This window comes from Nostoc sp. DedQUE05 (assembly GCF_034530955.1).
GTDB lineage: Bacteria > Cyanobacteriota > Cyanobacteriia > Cyanobacteriales > Nostocaceae > Nostoc.
Genome location: NZ_JAVRCB010000083.1, coordinates 1 through 17279, shown reverse-complemented (window position 1 = coordinate 17279; position 17279 = coordinate 1). Strand labels below are relative to the sequence as shown.

Below are 17279 nucleotides of genomic sequence, written 5' to 3'. Positions count from 1 at the left end.
CAAAACGACTTTGAAGTACCTCAAAACGACTTTGAAGTACCTCAAAACGACTTTGGAGTACCTCAAAACGACTTTGAAGTACCTCAAAACGACTTTGGAGTACCTTAAAACGACTTTCAGGTACTTGTTGCTTATTAAATGTTACTTTTTTGACAAGTTTAATAAAAACCTCAGTACAATCAACTAAAAATAATTAGGTTGCTCTTAGTTTGCTTTAATTTTTCCGAATTATCTCTCAGAGAAGTTTATTGTTGCATTGGCTAGAGTACATGCAGTAATCCTATAACTTCCTTCAGGAGAGCATTTTATGGCACGACTAAAACGCAGTTCACCCACTCTCGAAAACGCTCTCCGTCGAATTGCAGGAATGCGATCGATTAGCCCGACGCTAGAATTTGGCAACGGATTAAATTTGACAGACTACGACAGCCGCATCCAAACCTTGCAAACCCAGCTATCTGCATACAACACTTTACTTTCTACCCTAGATGAAATGACAGGTCGCCTCTCTCTAATTGAAGAAGAATTGCGCGGCTACTCTGAAAAAATGTTAATGAGTGTGGCAACCCATTATGGCAAAGACAGTTTGCAATATATACAGGCGGGAGGCAAACCACGCAAGAAATTATCACGCCGTTCGAGCAACACCCAATCCCCATCTGAGAGTACAGCTACAACCTTGAATGGTGCAAACAATGGTAAAAGAACCTCTATTGTTTGATTTTAATTGTTTAACTGCATCATACTAATGAATCCTTAATTACGAATTACGTAGCTTGCTTCTCGCCTTTGGCGAGTATTACGAATTACTAATTATTCGATCGCTGGCTCTGCGTCGGAAAACGCCACCTGATACTCCTTATACCAATTTGAAAAAAAATGCGACAGATACATAGGGACATACCTTTGTTCTGTCTAGCTTTCCTAATTTTGAATTTTGAATACTTCGACTGCGCTCAGTACAAGTTTTGAATTTTGAATTGGTATTATCTCCCCACTCCCTATCCTGGCTTATGATCCAAACGGGTGGCTTGCTCTAGGGCGGCTTTTTCTTTGGCGCGGCGGACATAGGGTTGTAATTGGGTGCGATCGCAACCTGTTAAAATAATCAGGTTTTCTAAGGTAATCCCCCGCATTAACATTTCTACGCGCCAGGTTTGTTGTGCCTGAGCGATCGCTGGCGCTTGTGCTTGGGGAGTTAACAATCCCTCACTCCATACTTGCCAACGTGTTTCAAGCTCTGATTCTGAGATGGGTGTGCCTGTATCATTCAAAAACATGGCTGTTTGAGCATCCTTACGACTTTTCAGCCATTTAATTAAAGGATTATTAGTAAAAGAACCGTAGCGTTTGCCCAAAATCCACTGATTCACGGGTACTTGACGGACAAATCCGGGGATTGTGATTTGCAGGAAGTGCCCTTGACTATCGTAGATTTGGTGCGATCGCTCCAAGCTAGTTATTTCTGTAGCGGATAATCCAGCCCCAAATAATACGTAAGCTAAGGCATAATCTCGTACTCCAAATTTCCTGGCCTGTTGCAGAATTTCGTGAACCAAACTAGCTGGTAAATCAGCTATTTCTGTGGTGGTGAATCCTCCTTGTAAGGAGTTTATTGCCGATTCTGCTGAAGATGACATGGCTCCATGTAAAAACAACTCCACCAAATTTTCGAGAAAATCATCCCGATCCTCCCAAAGTTCGTGAAATTCGCTGGTGAACTCAATTACTGCATATCCCAAAATCATCCCATTTAGCAAACTGGCTAATTTTTCTGCCGGTAAGTAGGTATTTAAATGTCCTTGCTGGATTACAGTAGCTAAATACTGAGCTACATAACGGTTTGCCTCTGTGACTCCCCTGCCTAGTGCGCGGCGATTTTCTGCCGGGAATTGGTCGGCTTCACCTACCACAGATCGGACGAACTCTGGTACTCGTTCTAATGCATGTAAGCTATCACTTGCATAATCTTTAAGAGCTTGGTAAACATTGCCGGGAGGTGTTGCCCGCCGTACCAGCGATTCACCTAAATCCTTGAAGGCTGCGGACTCTTCCAGCACAGCTAAAAGTAATCCATGCTTATTGCCAAAATTCCGAAATAGAGTCACTTCATTGACTTCGGCTTTTTCGGCAATTTGGCGGGTTGTGGTAGCGCTTACTCCCTGAGCAGAAAACAACTCAAGTGCAGCTTGAATCAGGCGTTGACGAGTGGAAATGAGTTGAGATGACATAGAAAAATGCAAGTGGCACTTGCAGGGGTATCAGAGTTCTGCTAGCATAACAAATGTAAGTGATACTTGCTTTACTCTACCCTACGGGTTCGCCAGTCGCTAATGGGGGAAACCCCCAAGACCGCGCTGGCTCACTGTAACTAACTAGTAAGAGGGTGGATAAATCCTTAGTCGGATTATGCCCAATAAAAAGTAAATCACTTCATCATCCATCAACAGGAATTTTTATGACCGCAAATTTTGGGGCGTTCGCCAAAGGTGTTGGCAAAGCCATCGCTCCTGAGAGAGGCAACTCACCTCAACTCAGTTGGACAAATGTGGTATTTTTTACTACATTTCATGCTTTAGCACTTCTGGCTCCTTGGTTTTTCTCCTGGCCAGCATTAGGTTTGCTAGTGTTTCTCCACTGGTTGTTCGGGAGTATTGGTATTTGCTTGGGATATCACCGACTACTGAGCCATAAAAGTTTCCAAGTTCCTAAGTGGTTAGAGTATGCGATCGCCCTAATTGGAGCGCTGGCTTTACAAGGCGGGCCAATTTTTTGGGTAGGTGGACACCGCCAACATCACGCCCACACAGAAGATATCAATTTAGACCCCTACTCTGCCCAAAGAGGCTTTTGGTGGAGCCATATATTGTGGATTTTCTATCCACGTCCAGAATTTTTTGACTATGACACTTATAAAAAATATGCCCCTGACTTAGCCAAACAACCCTTTTATTGTTGGCTAGATCGTTACTTCTTGCTATTGCAAATACCCTTCGGTTTGCTGCTTTATGCATTAGGAGGATGGTCTTTTGTATTCTACGGAGTGTTTCTCAGATGTGTCTTGCTTTGGCATTCAACCTGGTTTGTAAATTCAGCATCACACCTGTGGGGTTATCGCACCTTTGATGCCAACGATGGCGCTCGTAATCTTTGGTGGGTATCCCTCGTCACTTATGGAGAAGGCTGGCACAACAACCATCATACTTATCCCCACATGGCGAAATCTGGGTTCTCTTGGTGGGAAATTGATGTTACTTGGTGGAGCATCTTAGTGTTGCAGACTTTGGGTTTAGCTAAAAAAGTTGTCTCGCGTCCTCCTCAAGGTGCAACTCACGGCTAAATTGCAACTAAACGATCGTGAATTTGTTTGTTATGCCGATTGCTTCTTGCAGTCGGCTTACTAATTTTTATCAGTAGTGTTTCACGGTAAAATCTAACGAATTAAATCACCATAGTGCATTAAGTGTGAAAACTGATAGCATTTTTTATCGCCTTTTTCAAGAACTTCCTAGCATCTTTTTTGAATTAATTGGTAATCCACCCCAAACGGCAGAGACTTATCAATTCTCCTCAATTGAAATCAAGCAAACGGCATTTCGTATTGATGGTGTTTTTCTCCCAACACAAGGGGAAGAAAATCTGATTTACTTCGTTGAAGTCCAGTTCCAAGCTGACACAGAAATTTATTCACGCCTATTTTCAGAAATTTTTTTATACTTACACCAAAATAAACCGAAAAATTCTTGGCGAGGAGTAGTTATTTATCCCAATCGCAGTTTAGATACAGCAAATATCAAGAATTACAGTGAATTTTTCACTAGCGGGCGCATTAGTCGTATTTACCTTAATGAATTAGGTGAAACTGCATCATTGCCAGTTGGAATTGCTACGATGAAATTAGTGGTCGATGAAGAGGAGACAGCAATTACATCTGCTAGGCAGTTAATAGAGAGAACCCAGCAAGAAATCAACATCGAACCACAACGGCGGCAGTTACTAGAATTGATAGAGACAATATTAGTTTATAAGTTTCCGACGATGAGTCGAGAGGAGATTGAAGGTATGTTTGGGTTAAGTGATTTGAAACAAACACGAGTTTATCAAGAAGGTAAGCAAGAAGGCAAACAAGAAGGCAAACAAGAAGGAGCGCGTGAAGAAAAGTTTAGAATGATACCTTTGTTGTTGAGGTTGGGATTGAGTTTTGAAGAAACTGCGAAAGAGTTAGGTTTGAGCCTAGAAGAGATTCAGCAAGAAATGCAAAAACAGCCTCCAAGTCAGGATACGTAACCTACAATTACAGCAGAATTCAGAAGTCAAAATGGGTTACGCATCGCTGCGCTAACAGAAGTAAAACAGGCTTTATACTTGGTTTTGAGACTTAGCTTGTGTAACTCACTAACTTGAAATTAGCTGTATCTTTTATCACGGATTTATCTACATATTCTTACTATTTCCCATTCCGATAATTTTTTCTATGATTTCCCTCTCTCCCATTCTGCAAGCTAGACTCTCCCAACCCTTAAAGATTGGCTCTTTCGAGGTAAAAAGTCGGGTTCTCCAGTCGCCTCTATCTGGAGTGACAGATATGGTGTTTCGCCGGATTGTGCGTCGCTATGCCCCAGATTCGATGATGTATACCGAAATGGTGAATGCTACGGGGTTGCATTATGTTAAACAGTTACCCAAAATCATGGAGGTAGATCCCAACGAACGCCCAATTAGCATTCAACTATTTGATTGCCGTCCCGATTTCTTAGCAGAAGCAGCAATAAAAGCAGTTGCCGAAGGTGCTGATACAGTTGATATTAATATGGGTTGTCCGGTAAATAAAATCACTAAAAATGGTGGTGGTTCTTCGTTGTTGCGGCAACCAGAAGTAGCAGAAGCAATTGTGCGGGAAGTGGTGAAAGCTGTTGATGTACCTGTGACAGTAAAAACTCGTATTGGCTGGAATGACAACGAAATTACGATTCTCGACTTTGCCAAGCGGATGGAAGATGCCGGGGCACAAATGATCACAGTCCACGGACGCACCCGCGCTCAAGGGTACAATGGCAATGCCCGTTGGGAATGGATTACCCGTGTGAAAGAAGTGCTTTCTATCCCAGTGATTGGGAATGGAGATATTTTTTCTGTTGAAGCGGCGGTGAAATGCTTAGAACAAACTGGCGCTGATGGTGTGATGTGTTCGCGTGGAACTTTGGGTTATCCGTTTTTGGTGGGAGAAATCGATCATTTTCTGAAAACAGGAGAGATATTACCATCACCAACCCCAATTGGGCGTTTGGAATGTGCAAGAGATCATTTACAAGCCTTGTGGGAATATAAAGGCGATCGCGGTGTACGTCAAGCCCGTAAGCACATGACTTGGTATGCTAAAGGTTTTGTCGGTGCTGCCGAACTCCGAGGACAGCTAAGTTTGGTTGAAAGAGTAGATCAGGGTTTGGCAATGATTGACCAAGCAATTGAAAAATTAGCTAATGGTTATGAACTAGAGGAAGAAGCAGAAGGTAGTTTGGTAATGCTTTAAGAAGCTGATTTTAACCTAGCTTGGGGCGATCTAGTTAGTTGCTAAAAGTGACGCGATCGCTTGAATACCACTATTTCAGTTAGGGTTTAAATCTCCTGATGTAACTCTTTTGAATTTTGAATGTTTAACTAGCCCAAATGGAGGCTCACAATGTTAATCTCCAAACACAATGATGTTGTATCCATCCCCGAAATCCTTTCATTAGAAGACTTCATGGCAAATCCTCCAGAAGGGATGGAGTGGGTAGACGAGCAACTAGTAGAAAAAACAGGGATGACATTAAAACATAGCGAAATTCAATTTAATATTGGTTTTTACTGGAGAAGTTACATTAACTTCAATCAACAAGGTGGGAAAGTTTACACTGAAGTACCTTGTCGTACATATAAAGAGGGTCGCCGTCCTGATGTGGCTTATCTTACGCCTGAATTGGTAGCTCAGTTTGGTGATGTTCCTACTTTGCCACAAAGTTTCCCACTAATTGCTGAAATAGTTTCACCCACCGATTTAGCTGAAGAATTATTTCTCAAAGCACAGGAGTATTTGCAGTCCGGTTGTGAGGAAGTTTGGCTAGTATTTCCTGAAAGTCGGTTAGTTTTTGTCATGACAGATAATCAGGTTTGCGGGTTTAAAGCTGGTAATATGGTTAGTACTCAAAGAGTATTACTGGGTTTTAGTGTAGCTATAGACGAATTGTTGGCTTGAAAATGAATTAGGACTTACACTTCAGAGAGTCAAAAAGTTTGAATCCCTAATAGGGATTTTATTGAATTGCAATGTAAACATCACTTATCAAAATGGGCGTTTTAGGAGTTTCAATCCCTAATAGGGATTTTGATGAATTGCAATTTAATAAGCCCTCAGAATACAAGGCAGTAGGATTTGTTTCAATCCCTAATAGGGATTTTGATGAATTGCAATGACGCGGTGCAGGTAGCCAATCAGGCGGCTACTGTTTCAATCCCTAATAGGGATTTTGATGAATTGCAATTTTATCTGAAAGTGTGTTGCTAACCACTGCAAAAGTTTCAATCCCTAATAGGGATTTTGATGAATTGCAATTATATTTCCACGAAGGGCAGAGGATACATATTGATAATTAGGTTTCAATCCCTAATAGGGATTTTGATGAATTGCAATAAGGCGGTCTAGCTGCTGCCGAAACAGTTGGAGTGTTTCAATCCCTAATAGGGATTTTGATGAATTGCAAATAACTTTTTATTATACCATTGGCGACCTAAGATGTTTCAATCCCTAATAGGGATTTTGATGAATTGCAATTGAAGGTTTCCCAGTTGTGTTACCCCAACTTCTAGTTGTTTCAATCCCTAATAGGGATTTTGATGAATTGCAATTCAGCGTTACCTGTATTTTGTTTTCTCTCATAGTTGTTTCAATCCCTAATAGGGATTTTGATGAATTGCAATCCCCTAATCTTGCTGCGATCGCTTGCATCCTATTATTGTTTCAATCCCTAATAGGGATTTTGATGAATTGCAATGCTGGCTTCTGAAAGCGTTGCTGTATTTGATTTTCAAGGTGCGGTTGCGCGAATGAGTGAATCATAGCATAGGGAATAGTCATAGCACAAGATGCAAATCGCTGAAAACCAGTCCCCATAAGGTGCGCGGATGCTTTGAAAGTACCAGTGCCCTGAAAGTTTTGTATAGAAGGAGCGTACAGCCTTTTTCGCTCCTTCTCGTTTTGTACACCTACCCATCCGCGCATAAGGCAAGAAAATTAATCTGATTGGCGATCGCTACCTCTATTAAAATGAAATAAGCGATCGCCTAATCCTTACACACTTTAATTTACTAAATCAGGGAATACCTCTTGCACAGCAGGATGCACTAAGCGATGATTTTGCACATTCACACCCTTAGCTAATGCTGGGTTAACCTCCAGTGCCAAAATTCCCAAATTCGCCAACTGGACAACATAAGGTAATGTACTATTATTAAGTGCCTGAGTTGCTGTCCAAGGTACTGCTCCTGGCATATTGGGAACGCCATAATGCACTACACCTTCTTCAAGGTATACCGGATTTGTATGGGATGTAGGGTGCAAGGTTTCTATACAACCGCCTTGGTCAACGGCTACATCAACTATCACCGAACCAGGACGCATTTGTTTGACCAATTCGCGGGATACTAGTATTGGCGCTCTACGTCCTAACACTAAAACTGCACCGATGAGCAAATCGGCTTCAATGACTGCGGCTTCAATATGAGCAGAGTTGCTGTAAAGCAATTCGACTCTAGAGCCAAAGAGTGTTTCTAAGTAAGATAAGCGCTCGACACTCACATCTAAAATTTGCACGATCGCACCCATGCCTACGGCAATTTTAGCTGCTTCTGTGCCGACAACGCCGCCACCTAAAATTACTACTTTACCTGGTTTAACTCCAGGGACACCACCTAAAAGTACACCTCTACCACCTTGCTGACGTTCTAAGAATCTGGCTCCAAATTGTACTGCTAGCCGACCGGCAATTACGCTCATGGGGGTGAGCAAGGGTAATCTGTTAGCACCAGGTTGTTCTACAGTTTCGTAAGCGATCGCAGTTGTGCCACAATCAATTAGATTCTCTGTCAACTTGCGATCGGCTGCTAAGTGTAAATAAGTAAATATTACCTGCCCTTTTTGCAAAAATTTATACTCAGCCGTCAGTGGTTCTTTGACTTTAACAACCAATTCCCGATTCCAAGCTTTTTCTGATGTGGGGACAATTTCGGCTCCAGCACTTTTGTAGTCATCATCGGAGAATCCAGCACCATTACCTGCTTGCGTCTCGACGAAGATGCTATGACCATTTTCTCGCAGCACCCGCACACTAGAAGGACTTAACCCTACCCGAAATTCTTGATCCTTGTTTTCCTTGGGAACGCCGATTTCCATATATCGCCTCTGATAATTTTTTTGTTTAACTGTACCCTTCCAATCTCAAGCTTGCTACTTCTATCTTGCTAGTTCCGTATTAGAGATAGCTGGATTAGAGATACCTAATTTCTGTTCTAACTTTCTTAATTCAATCTGAGTAGCCCAAACTCTTACTCTTGACTATTGCCCCAGTATTTATACAATATATAAAGAATAGTAACAATTTATTAAAAAAGCGATTGTATAGCTCCCTAGTAGGGAGCTATTGCTGAATTTTTCAAGTCACCTTGGCATTCCAGCACTGCAATTAGCTTTTAAGTTAACCTGACTTTTCAACGTCATCTGAGAATTTCAAAGTCTCTCTTTTAAAACGAGAGAGATTTAGAGAGGGGTTTTCCAGATACCATGAAAAGTAAGTAGTGATTATCCCTACTTTTCCCGACTTCTACCAGAAGTCTGATATCAAGTCCCGTTTGCCAAAAAAGGTTTCTTAAAAAATGACACAAACACAACCAACAATTACACCTAAACTAGAAGAGCCTAAGTTTGGCTTTAACGAATATGCCGAACGCTTGAATGGTCGAGCTGCAATGATTGGCTTTGGTTTGATGCTGGTGATTGAGTATGTCACTAATCAAGGAGTGCTATCATGGCTGGGTCTGAAGTAGTGCCATCAACAAGCACAATCTTGAAGTTGTAAGCTAGTAATTAAAAGAGTTTCAACCAGCTGGAACAACCAGTTGGTTTTGACTTCAATAATTAATAGCGGAGTACTTCGCTCTAGATAGATTAATTAAACTTATTCATAAATAACTGCCCTAGAATGTAAGCAAGAGAGGAATCGAAATACCTATTAGCGATTGAAATATTATAGACTTGCAACTAATATGTGCAAGGCGATTAATGAGTAAATTTCCTCCCCATACTAAAAAAATCATAACTTAGTATCTGCCTTGAATGAGAAAGGCAAATTATGGGTGAGGTATTCTTGGTAAATATACACAAAAGGTGAACTGGAACCAACCAAGCTGTGATGAATGCTGTATTACCTCGTTTTTTGAAGTCAACCTACCGAAAAGAGCCACTAATCAGTGTATTGATGACGATGGGCGTTATGGATGCCCTGATTGGCGGATTGAATGATAGCTGGTCGTTGTTTGCTTTTGGTTTGGGAACGGCAGGGATAGCGCTAGGCTTTAAGTTGTGGCGTGTCCAGCAGCGTCGTTCTTTACCAGAGGAGCCTGTAGTGCAACATTATTTGCCCTCTCGTTCTTCTAGTGCGCCTTTACCAATGTTAAGCGTTTCTAAGAAAAAACCACCTCTTTAAGATGTGCAGAGTTATGACTTAAAATAACTCTGCAAAATTTATTGGGTTTAACTGTATCTATAAAAGTGAGGAAAAAGAGTGAGTAGTGAGGGAAGAGGTGGCGGTAATTTTCTGCGACCGTATATTATCCTGGCATTTATGGCAGCTGTTGCCCTTCCAGTGAGTACCTGGGAAGGGTTTTATATTCATCAAGCTCATGCTGCCATTGAAGTAACGCCAAACTTCCCAGCTAACACTAACTTTGCTAATGCTCAACTACTTTACACACTCATCGGACATAACGGAACCATTAAATCCCTCGCTTTCACTCCAGATAGCAGAATTCTGGTGAGTGGAGGTGCAGAAAACGAGGGTATAATTCGCCTGTGGAATTTAGCAAAGCGCAAAAAGTTAGCGACTATTAACAAAGCACACAAAGCAGCCGTAGAATCTTTAGTGATTTCGCCAGATGGGCAAACCCTCGCTAGCTGTAGCGATGACAATACGATTAATCTCTGGAGTCTGAAAAATTTAAAATTTAGCCGCTCTTTTGTCGGACATACCAGTAACGTCTTATCTTTAGCGGTGTCTCCTGATAGTAAAGTTCTCGTCAGTGGAGCTTTAGATGGGATTCGGATGTGGGATTTGCTACAGCAGCGTCCTCTAGGGACTATAGTACGCTTTGATAATTTGATTTATACTCTCGCTATTAGTCCTGATGGACAGACCTTAGCTAGTGGTGATAATAAGGGTGTAATCAAGCTGTGGAATTTGAGTACTGGTAAATTTATCAGTCAATTGCCAGCTCATTCTAGTGCTGTTAGCGCTGTGATCTTTACACCAGATGGACAAACATTAATTAGTGCTAGCCACGATCGCACCATAAAATTGTGGAATATTAATACTGGAGAATTAGTCCGCACTCTTACAGGACATAATAACTGGGTAAATGCGATCGCTCTTAATCCCGATGGACAAACCCTTGCTAGTGCCGGTAGAGATGGAATTAAATTGTGGGATTTAACTACAGGTGAGTTAATAAATACACTGAATGGACATACAGACTGGGTAAGTGCGATCGCTTTTAGTCCCAATGGTAAAATTCTTGCCAGTGGTGGATTCGATCGACAAATCAAGATTTGGGGGATTTCCACAAAACGAAACTAACAGCGATCGAACAAAATAATCGTCAAAGAGTAAACTATATCCCCTATTTCTTTTAAGAAGTCGGGGATATCATTTTGACGCTCCTTTCAAGGCTTTGTGACTTGTCATAGCTCGAATTCTCACTTCATATAGAAACTTAGGCGATCGCTAACGCCGAAAAATTTCCCCAATCATTTCCTGTATCTGCTAAACTTTGGACTTGCCTTTTTAAAGTTTTTGTAGTAAAAAATCAACCAAAGCTCAGATCGAATTTTGCTATAACTAGTCAAAATCAATGATGATAGCAACCAATAACGATGTCTACGATGGACTACACATACCCCAAATTTTGAAGAACTGTGAATACTTGATGAAAATACAGCCGCACTAATATCTTATCCAGCAAATTACTGTAAGTATAAACATAGGTAATTTCAAATCATTTGTGCAGTTACTTGCCCTCTATACCGGAACAATTTCTGAACTTAGACAATCTTAGAAATGATCGTTGTCAGTAAATGCACTCAGTTAAAAGTCACGAACTCGTGTGAAGCCAAGGTTTGTAGCGCTTAACTGCTATTTGGAAGATAGGATAACTTGCTACTTAAATAATGTTTAATTTTCCCGAACTGCTTTTGATCCCCATTTCGATAGAATGGCTAGGCAGAACCCTAAAACTAAAAACCGCTTTTGACTGCGACGCTCATGAATCAACTGAACAATGGTTTTACGCTATTTTTAAGTCTGCTAGTCGAGGCGATGCCTTTTTTGCTTCTTGGGGTTTTATTCTCCAGTTTGCTGCTGTTTTTTGTTGATGAGCGCAAACTAGTAGAAAAAATGCCCAAAAATCCGCTGTTGGGTGCTTTAGTTGGCAGTGCGATCGGCTTTTTGTTTCCGGTGTGTGAGTGCGGGAATGTACCGGTAGCGCGGCGATTCCTGATTCAAGGAGTACCCACACCAGTCGCAATTGGTTTTTTGCTAGCAGCACCAACAATTAACCCAGTTGTAATTTGGGCTACTTGGACAGCATTTCGAGATCAGCCAGAAATAGTAGTTTTACGAGTCGTATTTTCCTTAACAATTGCCACAATTATCGGGTATGTTTTCAGTTTTCAAAAGGACTTAAATCCCATAGTCCAACCTGCGATCGCTCGTTATATGAAGTTTAATCCAGCCGCGCAGCCCCAAACCAAACGCCGTGGTAAACCTTACCAAGGACAACAAGAAGAAACAGTACCCAATCTGTTGCAATCCGGGACTTATATCTTAGGAGGAAAAGCAGGTATACCTCTACGGATAGATCCTAATTTAGTACTGCCTACCTCAGTCTCTACTGCTGATAAACCGTTAGCAGCCAAACTGCGCCTAGTTGTGGATAATAGCATCCAAGAATTGCGGGAATTGGGCGGAGTGATGATTTTAGGAAGTGCGATCGCTGCTGCTATTCAAGTCCTAGCTCCCCGTGAATTAATTCTCAGTTTGGGTGCTGGGCCCATTACCTCAATTGTGGTCATGCTGATATTAGCTGTAATAGTATCAATTTGTTCTACAGTCGATTCTTTCTTCGCCCTATCTTTTGCCTCAACCTTTAGCAGCGGTTCATTGTTGGCATTTCTGGTGTTTGGCCCAATGGTTGACATCAAAAGCGTTGGTTTGATGTTATCTATTTTTAAACCCAAAACTATCTTTTACTTATTTGCTTTAGCAGCACAATTAACATTTGTGTTTACTCTTTTCCTGAACTTGCACGTCTTTTAAGAAAATATTTGTCATTTGTCAGTTGTCCTTTGTCCCTTGTCATTTGTCCTTTACTAATGACCAATGACTAATGACTAATGACCAATGACTAATGACCAATGACTAATGACTAATGGCTAACAAAAATCCCAAATCTAAAATCCCAAATCTGTTACTCCCTTGGCTGGATGCTCTAGCAATTACGGCTTGGGGCATTTTGATGCTGAGATATTGGCTAACTAATAAGCTGAACCTATTGATTCATCCAAATTACTTTTGGTTGGTGATTGTAACTGGTATCAGCTTCATCATTATTGGTTTGTTCAAGATGCAGGAACTTTGGCAACGGCGTCGCCATGATGTTACGCCAAACACCCAGCATATTAGTTTATTTCCCCCTGGTTGGGGCAGTGGTTTATTGTTGACTACAGCAATTCTAGGTTTTATCGTTACACCGCAAGTTTTTGCTAGTGACAAAGCACTCCAAAGGGGGGTGACGACTGATTTATTGGGAAGCACACGCGTCAAACCCCAAGCCTTTCGGGTTACTGTTCGTCCAGAGGAGCGATCGCTTGTAGACTGGGTACGCACCGTCAATGTCTATCCTGAGCCGGATACATATACAGGGCAAAAAGTCAAGGTGCAAGGATTTGTGATTCACCCGCCCGATATCGGAAAAGAATATTTGTTTTTAGCACGATTTGTCTTAAGTTGCTGTGCAGCAGATGCTTACCCTGTGGGATTGCCTGTCAAACTACAAAATAATCAAGAGCTTTACCCTGCTGATACATGGCTAGAAGTAGAAGGACAAATGGTGACAGAAAATTTAGCAGGTAAACGCCAACTTACCATTGCCGCCACCTCTCTCAAAAAAATTCCTCAACCTCAAAATCCTTATAGTTATTAGTCATTTGTCATTTGTCATTTGTCCTTTGTCATTTGTAGATAACTAACAACCAATGCCCCATGCCCAATGCCCCATGCCCAATGCCCCATTCCCCATGCCCAATGCCCAATGCCCCATGCCCAATGCCCCATGCCCAATGCCCCATGCCCCATGCCCAATGCCCCATGCCCAATGCCCAATGCCCCATAACCAATGACTAAATCTAAAGCATTCCAACCACTGGATCGTATAGCGATCGCACTAATGTTACTGCTGAGTGTGCTGATTGGGTTAATCATCTTGCAAGGTGATGTGGTAACTGCTCGTGTCCGGGAATTTACCTGGCAAAATCAACAAATTGGGGCAGAAGATAATTCCTTCACCCTCACCTTCAGCCGCCCAATGGAAACAAAAAGCGTCGAGGATAACTTGAAAATCGATCCACCCCTAGCAGGTAAATTCAGTTGGGCGGGGCGGCGGATGGTTTATACACTGGTGACACCAGCCCCTTATGGCACAAATTATAAAGTGCAGTTACAAGGAGCTAAAGATAAGTTTGCAGAGCAAGAAGGTACAAATCGGCTGATACAGCCCTTTGTTGGTAGCTTCCGTACACGCGATCGCGTTATCCTTTACATCGGAACCGACAAAGAAGAACAGGGACGGTTAGTTCTTTACAACTTAACCCAAGAGCAAAAAAGGGTACTTACCCCCAAAGACCTGATAGTAATCGACTTTGAGTCATTTCCTGATGGGGAGAAAATTTTATTTTCTGCTCGCGCCGCAAACAATCAAGACTTACTTTCAGCCCAACTGTATACGGTGACAACAGGCGTTTCTGCTAAATCTGGACAAAAAGCAGAACCAGAAGGCAAAGTTGACCTGACTTTAGATAGTAAAGATTATCAAAACCTGAAATTTGACTTATCACCTGATGGGCAAACTATTGTCATCCAGCGGGGAAATAAAACTAATCCTGGTGACTTTGGACTATGGTTTATGCCAGCAACCAGTGATGCTTCAGCAGAAAAACCCACACCGAAACGCCTAAAAAGCCAGCCGGGAGGAGACTTTATGGTGACACCAGATAGTAAAGCCGTAGCGGTTGCTCAAGGACAGGGAGCAGCCATTTTACCACTGCAAGGTGATGCCAGTAAACCTTTGGATTTTCTGCCGCAGTTTGGTTTGGTACAAGCTTTCTCCAAAGATGGCTCTCAAGCAGCGATGGTAAAGTTTAATACAGATTACACGCGGGATTTATTTTTGGTGACAAACCAAGGCGTGCAGAAACAGCTACTAAAAACAACAGGTTCAATTCTCAGTTGCCAATTTGACATCGCCTCACCCACTCTCTACTGCTTGCTTACACAGTTAGTATCGAAGGAACAATACATAGAACAGCCTTATGTAGTGGCAATTGATTTGAAAACTGGGCAACAGAAACCACTGTTAGTACTGCCTCCCGCTCAACGAAATGTGCAAATGAGTTTATCTGCCGACGGTTTGGGCTTATTATTTGACCAAGTAGTACCGCAGACAAATCCCCCAGGATCATTACCCCCAAACACTTTAAAAACCGATGATGGAGATACAATCGCTACCAGTAGCTTGTGGTTAATGCCTCTATTGCCCATCGCTGATGCTACGACTGTTGAAATTAAACCAGAACAACTCCCCTTAGCCGGATTTCATCCTCGCTGGCTACCTTGAGCGAATAATTCGTAATTCGACTTTGGAAGGTTAGTTAAGGTGTCGCCACCAAAAATCAAGTTGAATCTAATGGAGTTCAGTTCCATCTTTACGAAGCAGATAGCGATCGCTAATCAACTTCAAGACTACTCTACCTATTTCTGGATGCGTTTTCTCAATAACCGGTTGCACAACAACGCCTTCCATGATGCAATTGGGACTGACTACACTATTGGCATTATTGAACTGAGACACCGCTTCCCAAGTGTAAGCACCGATATAAAGTACAGGTACTCTCGGCAAAGCAAATTCTTCGCAAAAAGTCACAAAATCGCTGTAATTGAGAAAATAGCTACCGCGACGCACAGCAAATATAGCAATTCCAATATTGCCATTATTCAAGCCATATTTGATATCTTGCACGCCGTAGATTTCACCAAAAATCTGAGTTCCTGGCGGAAGTTTCTGGAAAGCTTCGTTTTCGTTGTAAGCACGAATATAAACTAATTTTTTGTTTACTTCGCTGTTTTTCCAGAAGTAATTATGGCTGCCAATTTTAGTTGTGCCATCAGCATCAACTAAGACAGTGAAGTTAGTTCCATGCAACTTTTCTGTGACAACAACTTCTTCACCTTCCATTAGGATGTTTTTGTAACGTTTTAGGTTTTCTGGACTGGGGAATTTGTAATGTCCAATAAAACTTTCTACTTCCCCACTCATTCCTTGAGGAATTGGATATTCGTACTTTGTTACACCAAAATGATTTGTGTAGTCATCTCCGACATTTCCCGTAAAGTTTTTACCAACGGGAATAAGCAAACCCTCAGAAAAAATTCCGCGAAGTTTCGCAGCACGCAGTTTTTTCGAGTAGTAGTTACGAATACCAAACTCATCTAAAAAGTTTTCTGGAATAACACTATCAATAGGAAAGTAAAAAGCTAAATCTCCAGGATTCAAGTTACCTTTGACTATAATTACCTGATACCCCATATCTTCAATAGAGGCAATATCTAGCCGATCGGCATTGGGATGAGGATTAATGCTATTGATTTTGACAACTTCAACTTTAAAAATACTCATAGCTCATCTATTTTCAAAATAATCAATTTTAGGAAAAATCTAAATTTGTTACAAAGTATGAGTGCATAGTTAGCCATATATAGGTGTCAAATTAAAGCTGAAACCCTTGAAGATATAGACTAACCAAATATAATATTACGAATTACGAATTAATAATTATTTGTTGATAATTTATCCAAGCTTGCCAAAAAATATAAATTGATAGTATTCCTAAGAAGATACGAAGCACTAAGCTGACAGTATAATCTGGTAGTTTTGGCAATGTGCGAGTACTCATTTGAACGCCTAAAAGACCACCACATCCCAAAACTAGACCTTGAGTAAAGAGAATATTTCCTTCTAATGTATGTCCCGTACAGGCAGCTAAAGCAGTGATGACAATCACACCCAAACTAGTCTGAATTGCTACTTTAATTTCTTCTCCTAATAGCAGCATTTGCAGTGGCACCATAATCGTACCGCCACCTAAGCCGAATAAACCTGCTAAAATTCCTGCTGCTCCCCCAGTGCCAATTTTAGAAACTAGTGGGTTAAATACTGGATCTGTATCCTCTTTTTCCTGCAAGGACAGTTGCTTGCGAAGCTCAATCAGATAGATGTTAGCAAGTAGTATGATGCCAAATGTAAACAGTATTATATAAGATGGAATTTTATTGGCGAAATATACACCTATTCCAGTAGTTAAAAAAGCTGGAATTCCTAAATAAATTACTCGTTTCAAGTCAAAGTAGCCCATCCACCAATTTTGCAAACTTCCAGAAATTGAAGTAATCACAATAGCAAGGCTACTAGTAGCGATCGCCTGAACGGGAGTATAACCTAGTGTGACTAAAAGAGGAATTGTGATAATACCGCCACCTATTCCTAAAAGTCCAGCTATGACTCCAGATATTAAACCTCCACTCACTAAAATCAACCAACTAAAATCAATCATAAATAATTATTTTTCTAGAGAACTGATAGTACTAAATGGGCATTGGGCATTGGGCATTGGGCATTGGGCATTGGGCATTGGGCATTGGGCA

Annotated in this window: 16 protein-coding genes and 1 CRISPR repeat array; of the genes, 11 read left to right on the top strand and 5 right to left on the bottom strand. The window is 41.4% G+C overall.

The window, feature by feature from the left end; translation table 11 throughout:
- The first annotated feature begins 307 nt into the window (after positions 1-307).
- Entirely contained in the window at positions 308-721 is a 414-nt protein-coding gene (locus tag RMZ42_RS34160; RefSeq protein WP_322675603.1) for a hypothetical protein, read from the top strand.
- 280 nt (positions 722-1001) lie between these two features.
- Here the strand turns inward: RMZ42_RS34160 and RMZ42_RS34155 are convergent, their stop codons facing one another.
- Complete coding sequence (locus tag RMZ42_RS34155; RefSeq protein WP_322675602.1) at positions 1002-2231, bottom strand: TetR family transcriptional regulator; 1230 nt, start codon at positions 2229-2231, stop codon at positions 1002-1004.
- A gap of 227 nt (positions 2232-2458) precedes the next feature.
- On the opposite strand from RMZ42_RS34155, the gene RMZ42_RS34150 reads away from it, so the two are divergent.
- From RMZ42_RS34150 to RMZ42_RS34135, 4 genes are all read left to right on the top strand, one after another.
- Positions 2459-3340: an acyl-CoA desaturase gene (locus RMZ42_RS34150; RefSeq protein ID WP_322675601.1), complete on the top strand. Its 882-nt coding sequence runs from the start codon at positions 2459-2461 to the stop codon at positions 3338-3340.
- Positions 3341-3465: 125 nt separating this feature from the next.
- Positions 3466-4287 carry an Rpn family recombination-promoting nuclease/putative transposase gene (locus tag RMZ42_RS34145; protein ID WP_322675600.1) on the top strand — a complete coding sequence of 274 codons (822 nt, stop codon included), beginning with the start codon at positions 3466-3468 and terminating at the stop codon, positions 4285-4287.
- A 187-nt stretch (positions 4288-4474) separates the two neighbouring features.
- Complete coding sequence (dusB, locus tag RMZ42_RS34140; protein ID WP_322675599.1) at positions 4475-5530, top strand: tRNA dihydrouridine synthase DusB; 1056 nt, start codon at positions 4475-4477, stop codon at positions 5528-5530.
- Positions 5531-5680: 150 nt separating this feature from the next.
- Positions 5681-6235, top strand: a complete 555-nt coding sequence (locus RMZ42_RS34135; protein ID WP_322675598.1) for a Uma2 family endonuclease — start codon at positions 5681-5683, stop codon at positions 6233-6235.
- 36 nt (positions 6236-6271) lie between these two features.
- Positions 6272-7031: direct repeats of the CRISPR family, unit length 37 nt; unit sequence GTTTCAATCCCTAATAGGGATTTTGATGAATTGCAAT.
- 305 nt (positions 7032-7336) lie between these two features.
- On the opposite strand, the gene ald is transcribed toward RMZ42_RS34135, so the two are convergent.
- Entirely contained in the window at positions 7337-8428 is a 1092-nt protein-coding gene (gene ald, locus RMZ42_RS34130; RefSeq protein ID WP_322675597.1) for an alanine dehydrogenase, read from the bottom strand.
- A gap of 479 nt (positions 8429-8907) precedes the next feature.
- On the opposite strand from ald, the gene RMZ42_RS34125 reads away from it, so the two are divergent.
- The 5 genes from RMZ42_RS34125 to RMZ42_RS34105 all read left to right on the top strand — a co-directional run bounded on the left by RMZ42_RS34125 (position 8908) and on the right by RMZ42_RS34105 (position 13506).
- Positions 8908-9078, top strand: a complete 171-nt coding sequence (locus RMZ42_RS34125) for a hypothetical protein (RefSeq protein ID WP_099099534.1) — start codon at positions 8908-8910, stop codon at positions 9076-9078.
- 365 nt (positions 9079-9443) lie between these two features.
- Entirely contained in the window at positions 9444-9737 is a 294-nt protein-coding gene (locus RMZ42_RS34120) for a hypothetical protein (protein WP_322675596.1), read from the top strand.
- Between the two features lie 78 nt (positions 9738-9815).
- Complete coding sequence (locus tag RMZ42_RS34115; RefSeq protein ID WP_322675595.1) at positions 9816-10883, top strand: WD40 repeat domain-containing protein; 1068 nt, start codon at positions 9816-9818, stop codon at positions 10881-10883.
- A gap of 684 nt (positions 10884-11567) precedes the next feature.
- A complete protein-coding gene (locus tag RMZ42_RS34110; protein WP_322675594.1) occupies positions 11568-12620 on the top strand; it encodes a permease in 1053 nt (350 codons plus the stop codon).
- A 112-nt stretch (positions 12621-12732) separates the two neighbouring features.
- On the top strand, positions 12733-13506 hold the full coding sequence (locus RMZ42_RS34105) for a TIGR03943 family putative permease subunit (RefSeq protein ID WP_322675593.1): 774 nt from the start codon (positions 12733-12735) through the stop codon (positions 13504-13506).
- A gap of 28 nt (positions 13507-13534) precedes the next feature.
- Here RMZ42_RS34105 and RMZ42_RS34100 read toward each other — a convergent pair whose 3' ends face one another.
- On the bottom strand, positions 13535-13693 hold the full coding sequence (locus RMZ42_RS34100; protein WP_322675592.1) for a hypothetical protein: 159 nt from the start codon (positions 13691-13693) through the stop codon (positions 13535-13537).
- A 5-nt stretch (positions 13694-13698) separates the two neighbouring features.
- Between RMZ42_RS34100 and RMZ42_RS34095 the strand changes: the two genes are divergently transcribed.
- Entirely contained in the window at positions 13699-15195 is a 1497-nt protein-coding gene (locus RMZ42_RS34095) for an Ig-like domain-containing protein (RefSeq protein ID WP_322675591.1), read from the top strand.
- A gap of 66 nt (positions 15196-15261) precedes the next feature.
- On the opposite strand, the gene RMZ42_RS34090 is transcribed toward RMZ42_RS34095, so the two are convergent.
- Both RMZ42_RS34090 and RMZ42_RS34085 read right to left on the bottom strand, forming a co-directional pair.
- Positions 15262-16254 carry an RNA ligase (ATP) gene (locus tag RMZ42_RS34090; RefSeq protein ID WP_322675590.1) on the bottom strand — a complete coding sequence of 331 codons (993 nt, stop codon included), beginning with the start codon at positions 16252-16254 and terminating at the stop codon, positions 15262-15264.
- A 142-nt stretch (positions 16255-16396) separates the two neighbouring features.
- Complete coding sequence (locus RMZ42_RS34085) at positions 16397-17188, bottom strand: sulfite exporter TauE/SafE family protein (protein WP_322675589.1); 792 nt, start codon at positions 17186-17188, stop codon at positions 16397-16399.
- Between the last annotated feature and the right edge of the window lie 91 nt (positions 17189-17279).

Bases quoted from the DNA above. Each gene is read 5' to 3' on its own strand.
- RMZ42_RS34090 (WP_322675590.1), bottom strand. From the start codon at position 16,254: ATGAGTATTTTTAAAGTTGAAGTTGTCAAAATCAATAGCATTAATCCT.
- RMZ42_RS34120 (WP_322675596.1), top strand. From the start codon at position 9,444: ATGAATGCTGTATTACCTCGTTTTTTGAAGTCAACCTACCGAAAAGAG.
- RMZ42_RS34160 (WP_322675603.1), top strand. From the start codon at position 308: ATGGCACGACTAAAACGCAGTTCACCCACTCTCGAAAACGCTCTCCGT.
- RMZ42_RS34085 (WP_322675589.1), bottom strand. From the start codon at position 17,188: ATGATTGATTTTAGTTGGTTGATTTTAGTGAGTGGAGGTTTAATATCT.
- ald (WP_322675597.1), bottom strand. From the start codon at position 8,428: ATGGAAATCGGCGTTCCCAAGGAAAACAAGGATCAAGAATTTCGGGTA.
- RMZ42_RS34125 (WP_099099534.1), top strand. From the start codon at position 8,908: ATGACACAAACACAACCAACAATTACACCTAAACTAGAAGAGCCTAAG.
- RMZ42_RS34110 (WP_322675594.1), top strand. From the start codon at position 11,568: ATGAATCAACTGAACAATGGTTTTACGCTATTTTTAAGTCTGCTAGTC.
- RMZ42_RS34155 (WP_322675602.1), bottom strand. From the start codon at position 2,231: ATGTCATCTCAACTCATTTCCACTCGTCAACGCCTGATTCAAGCTGCA.
- dusB (WP_322675599.1), top strand. From the start codon at position 4,475: ATGATTTCCCTCTCTCCCATTCTGCAAGCTAGACTCTCCCAACCCTTA.
- RMZ42_RS34095 (WP_322675591.1), top strand. From the start codon at position 13,699: ATGACTAAATCTAAAGCATTCCAACCACTGGATCGTATAGCGATCGCA.
- RMZ42_RS34100 (WP_322675592.1), bottom strand. From the start codon at position 13,693: ATGGGGCATTGGGCATTGGGCATGGGGCATTGGGCATGGGGCATGGGG.
- RMZ42_RS34150 (WP_322675601.1), top strand. From the start codon at position 2,459: ATGACCGCAAATTTTGGGGCGTTCGCCAAAGGTGTTGGCAAAGCCATC.
- RMZ42_RS34135 (WP_322675598.1), top strand. From the start codon at position 5,681: ATGTTAATCTCCAAACACAATGATGTTGTATCCATCCCCGAAATCCTT.
- RMZ42_RS34105 (WP_322675593.1), top strand. From the start codon at position 12,733: ATGGCTAACAAAAATCCCAAATCTAAAATCCCAAATCTGTTACTCCCT.